Below are 14,185 nucleotides of genomic sequence, written 5' to 3' on the forward strand. Positions count from 1 at the left end.
TCTGAATCTGGGTCGTTAGCGGAACGGCTGCCTTTCAGTTCAGCTAACAAAGTGCTGACAGTCCGCAATCGACCCAATTGCGGAAGTTGAATTTGCGCTCTCGGACCGCACAAGTCAGCAACTTGGAGTTCGTTTTTCGACAAGACTTTTTCCTTTGATCCTAGTTCCCCACATGCTCGGCCCCAAGTCTTCTTGCCATTAGACCTGTAACTTACCAGCCGGAGCACATTGCCCGAGTGGAATAGCATGGTCTTTCAACGTAGCGTTCGACTGCTTCCCCAAAATTGGAATAGCTGTCTGGCCATGGACTATAGACAAACAGTATCGTTTCTACGTCAAGTTTGAGACGGTCAATCTCCGACTTGAGCGTAACACCTCCGATGCCAGCAAATCCAGGTGCATCCCCGTAACTATTGCCATAGCTATCAGTTTGATAAACTGCTCTGATCTCTGGCAGATAGACTAACGCGAGCTGCTCCGCATGCGTCGTCACTACTGCATGAATTTCCACCTCTCCAATCTGCATAAAACTATCCAAGGCGATGATCTGTAGCTCAGCTGCAGCCGCACCAATCGTTCGCGCTATTGTCTCAGCGTGTGAGGCATGAGCTATGATGCGCGCGCCCAATGCAACCGCATCTGAAATACCTGAAAGATGCGGGGCCGCATGTTGAGCAGCGACCGCGTATTTGAGCGGCTTTGTGTGCCCCCGCGCAGCAGAGTAGCGTTCAAATCGCTCGCGAAACCCACGAGTGGTGCCAACTGCCACTATGTGATCGCCAGCATCGATAAACAGAGAATAACTGCCGTCCTGGCCGGTAAGATGGACCGTATCGGAAAGGGCTCGGTCCGATGGACCTCCCATTTCAAGGCGATCCGGTTCTCTAGAAATTCCAGAATCGATACGGAAGGCAGATGCCGTCACCATATTGGCGGTTAAACGCCGCCTGGTAACAACCGCCTCCAGATGATCATCCACATGAAGCTGGAAGAGTGTCCCATATACGAGGCCCTCGTCGCGTGCATGATTACTCCAAAGATATGTGAGCTTTGCTGGTCCCGACATTTGCCGGTTCATTCGTGTCAGAAAACCAGTATTCGCATCGACATACAGCTCAACAGGGCTCGATCCGGGAAAATCGAACTGCGCGATGTGATGCTCGCGTCCCAGATACGAAGATCGTCTGATGGCCGTAACACCTTCAGGGTTGAGGGCGATCAGCTTTGCGATGAGCGTGTCCGACGTTCGCATCGACGCGCCGAACGCCTGATAGAAATTCTCGAAGGCAGACGGTTCATAATTTCTCATCGCGTAGGAGATGTGTGCGATGCCGTCTGGAAGGCTCAGTGTGCGGTTGTGAAAGGCAAAACGATCTCCGGTCAACCGGTAGTCATAACTTCCACGAAGGCTGGCAAAATCGATCTCCAGATCGGTGGTTCGGACATCATATTCGTAGAAGTTCGGGGTGAAGCCATATTGGTATTCGGAATAGAGCCCGTCATCTTGAATGCGGATTGACCGCAAATCGCGCAGTTTCTCGCCGCCATATGCGGTAACAATCTTGTTCGCTATCAATGCCGGGGTAGTTGCTGATGCGTTGGTTGCCAGGGCCCATAGGAACGCCAGCATAAAAAGTGGGAGAAAGCGGTAAAACGTCGGACGTTGCATACTTGCCTCCCCGGGATCAGCCGCCACTTTTTTGATCGCTACAAATGACGCGGTTGCTGGGACAAACGTCATTTGAGGAGGTCGTAACCGCTTGATCAAACACCTCCCACATCTCCGCCTTGCGAGCGTGGCCGGAAAGCATAAAGCCGACATCCAGCTCTAGTTGACCAATGATTCCATGGAGTTCGCGTGCAGACGGTTGAATGCGGCTAGGGGCATCCCGCGCTAGGCCGTGATAGTGATCATCAGCAAATAACGTCCTTGTGGCCGCATGATAGACTAGTGCGTTTTGCGTGGCGTGTCCGGTCGCTTTCACGAAGACGGAAAGTGGCCCAATGTCGGACCGGCGACCGAGCAACTCGACCTTGAGATTGTCTGGCCAGTTGTCCCGTCCCTCCAGCACCGTGTTCGTCTGGTCGGTCAGATGCAGTGTAGCCCCCAAGGCAGCGGCTTCGAGAACGGCATCCATATGATCGCTGTGGTGATGCGTGACGATCATACTGGCAAGCGGTGTAGGCTTGCCGAGATGGGCAATCAGCGCCAGATAACGCTCCCTCAGACCAGCATAGGCATTGACCCCGAGCAACTGCCCTTCATGCTCGACAAAAAGGCTGTAGTCGCCGCGCCCGACAACAAAGACGTTCGGCGCGATTTCATCAACTGTCATTTCTGAAAGGTCCGGCGCTGGTGCAGGCAAGGTCAACCCATCTTCGATTGCGATTTTGGCTGAAACCGGTTCGTTGAATGTGATATTCCGAGTTTGCTCATACTCGGTCAGGTCATCATCCAAAAATATATGTACCTCCCCTGCAAAGGCGATGCCGCCAGACTTAGCGTGCGCGGAAAACAGAATGTTCACTTCACCAATCTCGCGCTTCATCACCAGCCGGTGGATGAGCCCGCTATCGCGGTCAATATAGAGCGTCACTTGCGGTGAATCGGGAGTTACAGTGAAAGCAATCAGATCGTGATGCCGCCCGCGATAAGTGGCCTCACCTGCATACTCGATTTCTGGCGGATTGGTGGCGAGCAAATGAGCCAGCAGCGTGTCTGCACTACGGTAATCACCGCTGAACCACTGCCAATAGCCGCCCGTTTCGCTGGGCGTTTGGGTCATGTCGAAGTAGTCGATTGTGCTCACACCACTTGCGGTCACAACATAGCGGTTGTGATAGACATTCCCGTTTTGATGAGTCCATCGCTCGACGCTACCGTGCTCCGAAACCAGATCGAAGTGTTTGGTCACTCTATCAATCTCGAATTCCACAAAAGCCGCTGTTTGCCCCTGACCTGGCCAGGCGAGGCGCCGATCACTGTCGATCGAGATAGTCCGAAGTTGGACAAGACGCTGACCTCCATAGGCATCAACGACTCTTTCTATCGCCACGTCGGTACGCACACTCTCTGTCTGAGCAATGCTAGGTGCGCTGCTAAAAATGAAAAGTACACTCAGTATCATATTCAGGCGCATCAACACTCTCCCAGCCATGAATGTGAGCCGTTCTGGGGCCACACATCACTTGTGGGAGTTAGTTAAAACATGGAGGCGGGTCTTATCGATTTGTCGAAAAAGCTGACGGATTCCGCGCTCATTGGACGCGGTTTGGTAGGGTCCCGCGAAACTCCGTCGGAGTAATGCCCGCGGTCTCTTTGAAAGCCTTGTTGAAAGGAGACAGCGATTTGAAACCCGCATCCATTGCCAAGGTGATGATGGGCAGGTGGGCGGTATCGGGAGCGGCCATTGCGCGCTGCACCTCTGCGACGCGGAAGCTATTGATGTAGGAGTTGAAATTAGCATAACGAAGATGTGTGTTGATCACCAGCCGTAAGCGATGCTGACTTACCCCAAGCTGCTTAGCGAGAGCCTTGATGGTCAGCGAGGGATCGCGAAAGGCCTGACCGTCCTCTATTGCACTTTCGAGCTTTTTAAGGAGATCTTTGTCTCGCGCATCCAGCGTCTCTGAAGGCTTCGGTTTTTTCTCGAAATGCACCGCAGCACGGTCAAACTTCAACATCCATGCACTGGCGAAGACGATTGGAGGCCAGATCGAGACCGCCTTTATTGTCCATCTATAGTCAGAGAATGAACGTGGCAGAAGCTCCGATAGTGCAGCGGCTACTGCGAATAAGACAACAACTATGACGAAGTAGACCCTTGCCGCACGCCGCTGCTCATGCAGATCATCTGCGCGCCCGCGTAATGTGGCATATACCAGGTGCCCCATCAACGCGACAGAAGTGATGCTCCCATAAATGAGGATCCAATCCGGTATTTTCGGAGCAAAGCCGATGTTCGACAGCCTGAGCCATACGATCGGAGCGGTATACAAGACACCCACAACGATATGCGCAAAACGTAGCTTAAACCCACTTTCAAACAGCGATAGGGCGAACAACCAGACAAAAACAAGGTGCGGTGCATCTGAAAACCGCACGAGCATGAGTACCGGTTCCGGAGGGCGAAGTTCGGGCGGGGCATAGCCTAGCAAAAGTGCGCTGACGCTGATGCAGGACAGACCCAGATAGGGTGCGCTTGCCCAATCACGCCGATGCGTCCAGGCAAACATTGCGAGTAGGAGCAGCAGACTAACTCCACTGAATCTGACTATCGCGTCGAAAAACAGCACGTATTCTCCCTCAGGACGAAGCGGCTTACATGCGGTGCAACTCAACCAACCTTCGATAGCTGCTCAGCTTCCAAACATTCGAATTGCTTGTCTTGCACAGTCGGTCGCGAGCCGTCAAAAAGCGGACACACACCGGCCGTCGCGGTGGGCTCAGGCACCGGGCCACAGGGAGCTACCAGAGTTCCCGTAAACCGTGTTCTTTTGGCTGACGTGTGACGACGCGATGGGCAGGTCAGGCTGTCACACAAACTCAGTATCGCCGAACTTCCTCGAATGAGCGGCCAGGCCGATAGGGTGCCAAGGCTTCGACCTGAATGCCCTCCATGATCTCTTGCGCAGCTAAGCGACCAATGGTCGGGGCCAAGGAGACACCACTATGAGAGATAGCTAGGTATGCTGACTGCATCGCGGGAGAGAAGCCCATGACTGGATGGCCATCAAGCGGCAATGGCCGCCAACCGATGTAGACTTCCTCGACTTCGGCATTTGCGATAGCTGGCATGTAGGTCTGTGCTACACTCAGAAGGCGACCTGCATGTTGAAGTGAGAGCTCGCGGCTCGGGAAGCTGTTAGGCCTATTTGCGAGACGCTGCGCATGAGCATCTGTCTGGGGAGCCCCATCTTGCTCACCCAGAATGACGCGCCCGTCGCTACGTTGATGAATGTGGACGCCCGGAGCAACAACAATGCGGTTGAGCAATTGTTTCATGGGCTGGGTTACGGCGATCACACCGGGGGTTGAACGCTGAGGAATGTCTATACCACCGAGCGCTAGCGTTGCTTTGGGGTCCGCACCCGTCGCGAGGACGAACACATCGCACTCAACATCACCCTGATCGGTTTCCAATATCGTAGTCCCGTCGCCGACAGGGCTCCTCACTGCATTTACCGCACAGTTTGTCTTGACGCTTGCTCCCAGCTTCTGCGCCGCGGCAATGAGGGCACTCGTCGCAAATACGGGGTCGAGCGCACCATCGTTAGGAGAGAACGCAGCGGTCTGATTTGGGTCGAAAACGACATTTGGCTCGAGTCGTCGAAGCTCGTCGATCTCGATCATTCGAGCCGGTTCGCCCCAGTCAACTTGCTCTTCAATCTGTTCGACTAGTCGAGCTTGCCTTTCGCTGTTGCCAAACCATTCAATCGACCCGCCCCACTTGATTGGGATATCCAGCTCGCTTTCGAGCTCTTGCCAGCCTGCAAGCCCCAGTTGATTGAACTTGTGATAGTGGCGAGGTTGCTTTGCCCATGTAGCATTAAGCCAAGCGAATGTTCCTCTGCTTGCGCGGGTAGCAAGGTCATGACGCTCAAGGACGGTGACCTGAGTGCCCAGTTTAGAGAGGTTGTAAGCGATCGATGCGCCGATGATACCGCCCCCAATGACGGCAACACGCTTTTGTTCGCTAAAGCTACCGTCAGCACACGCAGACACCAATGTGGTCGCTGCTCCCCCTGCCAATACCTTTCTACGCGTCCAGCCTGTCATATACGCCCTCAAAATGTGACTGAAGTCTGAAAGCAAGCTTAGCATTCTAAATGCAGAACTCTAGGCCATGCGCAGGTTACGTCCGCTTCCACTCCCTAAGCAGACCAAATCTGCTCAGCAGTCACCGTCTAAGAGCGGTTTGTCGGCTTGAGCTGGATTTGTCCCAAGAACGGACTGGCAGATCACGACCCACAACCGGACGGCCCAGAGCTTCCCAGCCGCAACGTCATTTTGCTCAGAATAGTTTCGGCAACGACGGGCCGAGCAATTGAGGCATTCACCTCATTCACACTCCCACCTTGGTGATCCAAGGTTGCACCAAGATGACGAAGGAGATGCCGGTGGGTGGAGTGCAGCAAATGCTCGGACGGTTTGTCAGTCCAATATGGCTAGTCGCAGTAGCAGTTTTGGTATTCGCTCTGATCATGCCAACCGTGCCTCTGCATGCGCAGGACACGCGCGCGCGTGCTGATCTGGCCAGCTACGAGCAGTACGGTGAGGGCACGCCACTTCCCATCGATGGCATCTGGCGTCTGCGCGAACTCGGTAAACAAGTGATCGTCGAAAACGGCATCGTTATCGCGATGGAAGAATGGACGCATCTGTTCGTCTGGGTGGTCGATCCGGGCATGGTCACATCATCAAAGCTGCGCCAGACCGACCGGCAGAAGTTCACTGCATATGACGAGCTGCTCAAGCGGGAAATGGAGTGGACTGTCCGCGCAGATGGCACCATTTTCGCCAGTGGCGGGACTGGAATGCTCGCACCAAAGTTCTCTCTCGAACCGGTTGAACTCTCGTACCCTAGTGTATTTGAGGCGTTGGTAAAGGGCGAAGAAGTCGTGCTGACGCCGGAAGGTTTTGGCGTCATGCCTCGGTCTGAAGCACTCGAGATCGAGATCGAGTTCACCGCTCCGCTCACGACCGGCGATGGCATGTGTCTCGATCTTGATACGAAAGATTTAGGGCAGCAAGGCGGCACAGTTCGGGTTTGGGAATGCCTCGGTGGCAACAACCAGCGTTTCATCTATCTTGAGGATGACGGGATGATCATGTCCGCCAGCGGCATGTGTCTGGAAGCGGTTGGCAGCGATAACGGTGCCCCAGTGCGCGCATTCGGTTGCGATGGCAACGAGGCGCAGATTTGGACGACCAAGCAGTTGCCTGGCAAGCAGCGCACAGCTTTCGTAAATGTTAAAACGGGGCGCTGCCTGGACGCGCATGGCCCAGAGTCAAAGCGCAATGGCGGCAGGATCCAGATCTGGGATTGCTTTGTCGGTAACAATCAAAGCTGGAGCATGTGATGCCACGGGCATACCACTTTGCCGTCGCGTTCGCTGCTACGCTAATGGCCAACCCCGCATGGGCTGGCTCCAAGCATCGGCCAATTGAGCTAGTGCAATGCGACACGCCGCTGGGAACTGTAGCAGTGATCGAAGGAGATGCGCGTAGCTGGGTCGAGAAGAAGCTGGGCAGCCCGAAGCAAATAATTAAAGCACTGGTTGGTCAATCAGGATGTTTCACGCCTTACGAGCCAAGCAGCGGAGAAGCTTCGCAATTCATGCTGACCATCGTGGCGGGCGACAAGGTTGAGGTGGCCACCGCTACAAACCTCAACAGCGCTGGCGTGGCCAATGCTGCGGCCATGGCCCAAAACAGCGGCTATCGCAGCGGGATGGGGACAGCTGGCGACATTGCAGGGATGATACCGCTTGCAGGCGCGGTGGTGAATGGGCTTGCCGGTGCAGTGGGGATCGGCAAGAAAAATACAGTGATCACGGGCCTGACCCTGATCGACACAAATGAGGGTGCACCAATCGCGTCGGGCACTGGTCTTGTCCAAAAGACCAAGTTGAAATTTCACGACGATGACGATGATGCGATGGCGCGCACGCCGGAAGGTTTCTGGATGCAAGCTGTTGAAGATGCGTCCTCGGATCTGCGCTTCACGAAGAAAGAAGAAGGCCGCGAGATGATCCAGGGCTTTGTGATCGCGTACAACAATATGGTCACGCAAGCTCAGGCAATGGGCGTCGGCAAACGAGCGCAGGAGGCAGCTCTCGCCGAAGCCATGGCCGCAATGGAACCGGCTGTTATCGAGCCAGTTGAGCCTGCTGGACCGCCGCCAGTTATCGTTGCGATCCAATCAAACCTCTATCTAGAGCCCTCTCGTCAGGCCGAGACCGTGCGCACCATTCGCCCGGGTCAGGAATTGACACCAATCGGCGGGCTTGAGGGGATATTCCTGCCCGTCAGCGATGCATACGGCGTCTTAGGGTGGGTCAGTGTCGAAGATCTGCAATAGTCTGCGACTGGGGACCACCTCGGCTGCTCGCGAATTAGCCAGCGTTGGCGTCAACGAGCCCTTCGCGCAGAGCATAGGCAATCAGTTCCGCAGCAGAGCGCGCATCCGCCTTGCGCATCACGCTGGTGCGGTGACGATCGACGGTCTTGATACTGATGCCCAAAGTCTCGCCGATTTCGCGATTGGTCTGCCCGCTAACGACGAGGTTCAGTATTTGCCGCTCGCGACTGGTGAGCGGTTCAAGATCAGCGGCATCTTCCAGCAATTTCGTGAAGCGCTGGCAGATCACCCTTCCACCCTCCATGATGCGCGGGATCGCAGCGCCGAGCTCGTCCAGCTCATCGCTTTTGCAGAAGACACCGTCCGCGCCAACTTCAACCAGCTCCGCAATCTTGCCGCTCGCCTCGACACCAGTGAAAATGATGATTTTGCATTCTGGTACCCAGCGACGTGCTTCGATCAAAACTTCCGTCCCGCCAGCATGCGGCATGGTGACGTCGAGCATCAGCAAATCGGGCTGGTGTTTGCGTACAGAGCCTATCGCCCGGATGCCGTCAGCCACTTCGTCAGCTATGGCAAAGCGGTATCCCGCAAGTGCGTCAGCATCGCCAAGCAGCCGCGCCAGAGCGCCGCGAATAACGCCGTGATCATCAGCGATCACAGCCTTGTATTCCTTGCCAAATGTCACGGTGCCCACCGCCCCACTAACAATACCCCCTGCTGCAACTCAGCAGGACGTGTATATCACACATGATGGGGGCAGGAACAATAATCCGGTGCGTTTGCCTTTGGGTGATGGCGGCGTTGGGGGCTCTAACGGAGCCATCGGTCCTGCATGCGCAAGATGTGACAGCGCCGTTGCAGGCCGACCCGGTTCTTCTTGAGCAAGGTCAGCCAGCCGAACAAGTCGAGGGTAAGGCTTGGTACTTCGTTTCGACGGGGAGGCAATCGTTCGATGTCGACGGCGCGCTGGCGGCATTCGACGCAGGTAAGTTTACAGCGACCTTCAATCCTCAGCGCACGAGCGTGAAGGAGCAAAGGGACCTCTGGATCGCGCTACCCATACGCGCGGCTAGCGAGAATTCGAGGCCTATCAGACGAAGCGTGGGCCTAGGCGGTATATTCTACACCGTGCCCGACATCTATCTTGCACAGAGCGACGGCGAAACGATCCAGATACTTGGTGGAGAAGCCACGGCGGACAATGAGCTACTGCATCAAAAACTGACTTATTTGCACTCTGCTAGCTTTGAACTAGAGCCGGGCCAATCCGAACTGCTGATGATCAATCTCGCGCTTGATGACCGGCCGTCGATTGGCCTCTTCCGAGAGGGGGAGTTAGGTCGCAATCAGATCATCGGGACTTTGCTAAAAGCCGGAGTGATCATCACATTTCTGGCGGTTGGGACATGCCTGATCGTATTGGGCATCTTAGCTCGCCGGCCAAACACGATCATCGTCGCGATCGGGTTTTCGCTGATTGCAATTCAGAGCGATGTCTCACTTTTCACAACCATTCTGGCCTCTGACTTTGAGCAAGCGCGCCTCGTGTGGCGCAGCAGCATAACGCTCATCTCACTGACCTTGGCTTTCATGATCATGGCCGCTTTCTGGGACGTTATCGCTCCCAAGACAAATATGCTTGCGAAGGTGCTCTCGCTGATCGTTCCCATCGGGATCTTTGCATCGGCATTTTTCCTGCAAAGGGATGCATTGCTGGTTGGCGCGTTTTACGGGCTGGTCATTGGTCTGGTCGCGGTAGTCGCCTTGCGTATCGAAACCGCAAAGGGGCTGCGACGGATTGCCGTCTTGTCGATTGTCGCCTGTTCGCTGGCTATTGTTCTGGTCGACCCAGCGCTCGTGGGCACAATCGTGCCAGAATTGTTTTCGAACTTCATCAGAGACATGATGAGGCTTGCTGTGTCAGCGACACTGCTCGTGATTGTGATCGTCGATATTCGACGTAGCCTACTGGAACGTGATCGTCTTAGCCAGGAGCGCATCGCCGCGCTTCAAGCGCAGTCCAAGGCCGACCAACGATTGCTTCAAACCGAGCGGGATTACGCCCGGGCGCGTGAAACAGCCGTGCGCCGTAAGCAGCAGCTTGCCTCTGCCAGTCACGACATACGACAGCCACTGGTCGGCCTGCGTGCCTCAATTCGCGAAGAAGCGGACAAACTCTCACCCGACCTGCAAGAGCGGCTGGGTGAAGCGATCGATTATCTCGAAGAGCTCACGCATGAATATAGCGATCAGGAGAATCGCGGTGCGACGCTCAGCGAGGATAGTGGAGAACTCTACTCGCTCGACCTGATTGTCCAGACGGTCGATGAGATGTTCGCTGCCGAGGCCGCCCTATCAGGGATCACACTCACTACGCAGATGACGCCATGTGAAACACGTGTTCCTGCTCTCGCGCTCATCCGATCAGTCAGCAATCTGATCGCCAATGCGCTGCGCCATGCGGACGCCAGTGAAGTGCATTTGGCCGTTCGGCATGACGATGGTTGCCTGATTGAGGTGCGCGACAATGGGCGCGGCATGGATGAGGCCACCTTGCAGACGGTCCAAGAGCGCGGGGCGAAGGATCAAGCCTCAGACGGCGACGGGCTGGGCCTTGCAATAATTCATGATCTCGCCCGGCGGCACGGCTTCAGCTTTGCGCTCCAATCCTCGCCTGGCGAGGGAACCGTCGCGACAATCACTCTCCCGCAAAGCTAGTACCTAACAGTGTGTGACCCCAGCGAAAGGATTGGGGTATTCACCTCATTCTAGACAGCCACCCCTTCTCCTAAACAAGATCCAACAAAGCCGTTCCGATTGGTGAAGCGGCTGAGGGATTAGAGGGAGGCCACCATGCAGACCAAGAAACTACTTTCAGGACTGAGCGCTTCAACAATCGCCATCACCATGGCGGTAACGCCTGTGATGGCACAGGATGCGCAGCAAGAGAATGCCACAGATGATGACCAGAGCATCTGCGAAGATAATGCCGGGGCCGCAACTGCTTGCGGTGTTGCTCTCGTTGGCAGCGCCTATGTCGCAAGCCAGATGGCGGAGAGTGCGGTCGAAGCTATCGGCGAAGGTCGCAACAATATGCCGAAAAAGAGCCTGCGCAAATTTGAGGCACGCAACGGACCCGTTCCCGAGCTCTCGGCCAAGAACACTGCGACTGCTAAGAGGCCGACTAGCCTAAGGGCACTGAAGGCACGTAGTGCAACGCGCCCTGCCAACATCGCCAAAACTGACCTCGGAAGAGTCATCAAGAATGGTGAAAACGCGCAGGCAGCGCGCGCAGGCACCAAAAAGCCGAGCGCGGCAAATCGCGGCAGTGCCCGCAAGGTAACCTTCCGCGATCAGGTGACGGGCAAGCCTAACCCAACGATCAAGGCGCAGCCTAAACCCGCCGTTGCGCGCCCCGCGAATATCGCAAAGACTGACCTCGCCCGGGTCATAAAGGGCGGCGAGAGCGCGCAGGCAGCTCGCGCCAGCCGGATCGCGGGTTCGGCGGGCGATCTGGCTGAGCTGGAGCGGCGCGGCAACGCAGCCAAGAGCGCTCGCCAGACGGCGGGCAAAACCGCTGCCACGCGCTCAACGAGCAACACTCGCAAGGTAACCTTCCGCGATCAGGTGACAGGTAAGCCTAATCCAACCATCAAGGCCCAGCCTAAGCCCGCTGCGGTTCGGCCCGCGAACATCGCCAGTTCTGACCTCGGAAGAGTAGTTCAGAACGGAGAAAATGCCAGGGCAGCTCGCGCCACACGTATTGCTGGCAGCGCCGATGAATTGGCCGGCCTGGCCCGTCGCGGTGACGTTGCCCGCAACGCTCGCAATGTCGCGAAGGCAGGGCAAGGCAGTCAGCAGCTTGGCCGCCAAATTCTCGCCAATGGTGGTGATCTTGGCAATGTTCTGCGCAAAGGTGATGTAGCGCAGCACGCTCGCAGGCTAGCGCCGGTTAACGAAGCGCAAGTCGTCCGAAACATCGCGGCCAATGGCGGCGACATTTCCAAGCTCAACAAGGCCGGACGAACGGCTCAGGTTGCTCGCGGTGCTGGCGGATTGAAAGCCGCCTCGACAACAGCGGATGCTGCCAAAATGGCCCGGGCTGCCAAGATGGCGAAGACCGCAAAAACCGCTGGTACAGTCGCCAAAGTAGGAAAAGGCGGACGCGCAATATTGGCTGGTACCGGCGTTGGTGCTGTAGCTGTGGTTGCCGAAATGGCCGCGGTAGAGGGCATCAAAGCGACTACGGGCGTAGAGGTGCAAGACCCGTTGTCGACCGGCTTCCAATACGGGGCGGCGCTGTTCGACAAGGATGTGTCTTTGGCCGATGTCGCTGCTCAGCGCCGCGCGCATCACCGAGAGAACTTCAAAAATCTGGCCGAGACCCTGACAACCGAGGGCAAAGTGATGGATAACATCACCAAATATACTGACAGCAAGAACCCAGCGCTGGGCAAAGGGGTGCGCATGATGGATCGCTTTGATCGTCAGCGCAGGGCGTTCATCCAAGAGCATACCGGCATCAAGACAGAGCGTAAGATGGATGTTGTGTCACGGTATGGAGCGGGTCTCAAAAATGACGGCTTGAAAGGTGTTGCAACCGTAGCTGGCGATCGCGCGAAGCATCACATCGACAATGCGAGAGCGCTTGGTGCGACTAGTCGCGCAGCGGCTGGGAATGTAACGGGCGCGGATCTACGTAGCCTGCGCGAAACACGAAATCGGTATGTAGCGGCGGCGGCCTCTGACAAGCCTGTCGCCGCGGTTGCCCGCGTCGCTGGACAGCGCGCCAAGCATCACGGCAACAATGCTAAAAAGGTGGGTTCCAAAGTTGCCTGCGGAATTGGAAATATCTTCCGCAAGAAAGATGAAGACAAGGACTGCAAGAAATAGGCCTAACTGGACTTGGCCACATGGACCTGCGGGGGCTCATGCCTTCGCAGGTCTTGTCGTGTGAAGTGACCGAATGTCTACTTCCCATCCCAAATTCGGTTATTCGCTGGGGGCGAGAGCTGGGCCGATAGCAGAAGGTCTGTTCCGGGCCGACACGCTCGGCGAAGCCGACGGTCCCCTTACGAGTCAATTTCGGTCTGAGACTTGGCGTTGAGCGCCCGATAAGAAGACGGAGACATTCCGTATCTGCGTTGGAAAGCCGATCGAAAACCCACATCGCTTTCGAAGCCCGCCTGGGTGGCGACCTGCCCGACACGCGTGTTTGCGACGAGTAGCTGCCGCGCGCGGTCCAAGCGGATGTCATTGAGGAAGGACCCAGGTGTCTGTCCAGTCTGCGCCTTGAATTTGCGAAAGAACGAGCGAGGCGACATTCCCATGACCTCGGCCATGGCGTCTACATCGATGGGTTCGGGCAACTTCCCTTCGATCCAGTCCACGAGCTTCGCGAAAGGTGCGCCAGCCTTTGCCTGAGCGTCCAGAATGTCGCTAAACTGTGACTGGTGGCCGGAGCGCCTGCCGTAGATAACAAGCTGGCGCGCGATCCTGTCTGCCATGTCGCGTCCCAGATCGGCCTCCACCATCGCAAGCGCCATATCGATACCTGCCGTGACCCCCGCAGACGTCCAGACTTTCCCATCGCTTACAAAAATCGCATCGGGATCCACGCTACCAACCGATTTCAACCGCGCCAGTTCATCACATGCCCGCCAGTGGGTTGCGGCTTGCTTGTTTGCCAGAAGCCCGGCCTTAGCGAGCAAGAACGCTCCGGTGCAAACTGAACCGATACGCTCGCAAACCGGCGCCGACGTTCGCAACCAGTCGATCATTTTCTGATCTGCAACCGCGCTTTGGGTCTCGTCCGCTTCACTGCCGACGACGAGTATCGTCGTTGTTGCATCGACGTGTGTGTTCTCAAAAGAACTCGTCTCAACCGGCGGGCCCGCCATAGCGTCAATCTTTCCGCCGTCGCTGGAGGCATAGATCAAGCGATATTTCAGTTCTGGATCGAAACGCGCAGCGGTGGCGAATACGGCCGACGCACCGGCGAGATCGAGAGTGAAGAACCCGTCGTAGAGCGCGAAGATGATAGATCGTACCTGCATTTGGCAGGAAATAATCGATTTATGTCATTCTGCCAAATGCTC

General features: G+C 56.2%; 10 protein-coding genes. 4 read left to right on the forward strand and 6 right to left on the reverse strand.

Annotated elements, in window-relative coordinates:
- Positions 1-211 precede the first annotated feature (211 nt).
- The 4 genes from ACFCXQ_RS01645 to ACFCXQ_RS01660 form a co-directional block, all read right to left on the reverse strand.
- A complete protein-coding gene (locus ACFCXQ_RS01645) occupies positions 212-1,669 on the reverse strand; it encodes a hypothetical protein (RefSeq protein WP_379552448.1) in 1,458 nt (485 codons plus the stop codon).
- 16 nt (positions 1,670-1,685) lie between these two features.
- Positions 1,686-3,056 carry a hypothetical protein gene (locus ACFCXQ_RS01650; RefSeq protein ID WP_379552450.1) on the reverse strand — a complete coding sequence of 457 codons (1,371 nt, stop codon included), beginning with the start codon at positions 3,054-3,056 and terminating at the stop codon, positions 1,686-1,688.
- A 202-nt stretch (positions 3,057-3,258) separates the two neighbouring features.
- Positions 3,259-4,296, reverse strand: a complete 1,038-nt coding sequence (locus ACFCXQ_RS01655; RefSeq protein WP_379552452.1) for a helix-turn-helix transcriptional regulator — start codon at positions 4,294-4,296, stop codon at positions 3,259-3,261.
- Positions 4,297-4,546: 250 nt separating this feature from the next.
- Positions 4,547-5,779: an NAD(P)/FAD-dependent oxidoreductase gene (locus ACFCXQ_RS01660; RefSeq protein WP_379552454.1), complete on the reverse strand. Its 1,233-nt coding sequence runs from the start codon at positions 5,777-5,779 to the stop codon at positions 4,547-4,549.
- Between the two features lie 323 nt (positions 5,780-6,102).
- Between ACFCXQ_RS01660 and ACFCXQ_RS01665 the strand changes: the two genes are divergently transcribed.
- The gene (locus ACFCXQ_RS01665; RefSeq protein WP_379552456.1) at positions 6,103-7,083 is read left to right on the forward strand and encodes an RICIN domain-containing protein; all 981 of its coding nucleotides are present in this window, start codon (positions 6,103-6,105) and stop codon (positions 7,081-7,083) included.
- Entirely contained in the window at positions 7,083-8,084 is a 1,002-nt protein-coding gene (locus ACFCXQ_RS01670) for an SH3 domain-containing protein (protein WP_379552458.1), read from the forward strand. The genes ACFCXQ_RS01665 and ACFCXQ_RS01670 overlap by 1 nt, the downstream gene beginning before the upstream one ends.
- A 34-nt stretch (positions 8,085-8,118) precedes the next feature.
- Here the strand turns inward: ACFCXQ_RS01670 and ACFCXQ_RS01675 are convergent, their stop codons facing one another.
- The gene (locus ACFCXQ_RS01675; RefSeq protein ID WP_379552459.1) at positions 8,119-8,772 is read right to left on the reverse strand and encodes a LuxR C-terminal-related transcriptional regulator; all 654 of its coding nucleotides are present in this window, start codon (positions 8,770-8,772) and stop codon (positions 8,119-8,121) included.
- A gap of 107 nt (positions 8,773-8,879) precedes the next feature.
- Here ACFCXQ_RS01675 and ACFCXQ_RS01680 point away from each other — a divergent pair, with 107 nt between their 5' ends.
- Positions 8,880-10,805 (forward strand): ATP-binding protein, encoded by a 1,926-nt coding sequence (locus ACFCXQ_RS01680; protein WP_379552460.1) that lies wholly within the window; start codon positions 8,880-8,882, stop codon positions 10,803-10,805.
- Between the two features lie 135 nt (positions 10,806-10,940).
- A complete protein-coding gene (locus ACFCXQ_RS01685; protein ID WP_379552461.1) occupies positions 10,941-12,980 on the forward strand; it encodes a hypothetical protein in 2,040 nt (679 codons plus the stop codon).
- A gap of 179 nt (positions 12,981-13,159) precedes the next feature.
- Here ACFCXQ_RS01685 and ACFCXQ_RS01690 read toward each other — a convergent pair whose 3' ends face one another.
- Entirely contained in the window at positions 13,160-14,143 is a 984-nt protein-coding gene (locus ACFCXQ_RS01690; protein WP_379552462.1) for a GlxA family transcriptional regulator, read from the reverse strand.
- Positions 14,144-14,185: the final 42 nt, after the last annotated feature.

The organism is Qipengyuania rhodophyticola (assembly GCF_042493225.1).
In the GTDB taxonomy this organism is placed as follows: Bacteria; Pseudomonadota; Alphaproteobacteria; order Sphingomonadales; family Sphingomonadaceae; genus Erythrobacter.

Bases quoted from the DNA above. Each gene is read 5' to 3' on its own strand.
- ACFCXQ_RS01685 (WP_379552461.1), top strand. From the start codon at position 10,941: ATGCAGACCAAGAAACTACTTTCAGGACTGAGCGCTTCAACAATCGCC.
- ACFCXQ_RS01660 (WP_379552454.1), bottom strand. From the start codon at position 5,779: ATGACAGGCTGGACGCGTAGAAAGGTATTGGCAGGGGGAGCAGCGACC.
- ACFCXQ_RS01690 (WP_379552462.1), bottom strand. From the start codon at position 14,143: ATGCAGGTACGATCTATCATCTTCGCGCTCTACGACGGGTTCTTCACT.
- ACFCXQ_RS01665 (WP_379552456.1), top strand. From the start codon at position 6,103: ATGACGAAGGAGATGCCGGTGGGTGGAGTGCAGCAAATGCTCGGACGG.
- ACFCXQ_RS01680 (WP_379552460.1), top strand. From the start codon at position 8,880: ATGGCGGCGTTGGGGGCTCTAACGGAGCCATCGGTCCTGCATGCGCAA.
- ACFCXQ_RS01670 (WP_379552458.1), top strand. From the start codon at position 7,083: ATGCCACGGGCATACCACTTTGCCGTCGCGTTCGCTGCTACGCTAATG.
- ACFCXQ_RS01645 (WP_379552448.1), bottom strand. From the start codon at position 1,669: ATGCAACGTCCGACGTTTTACCGCTTTCTCCCACTTTTTATGCTGGCG.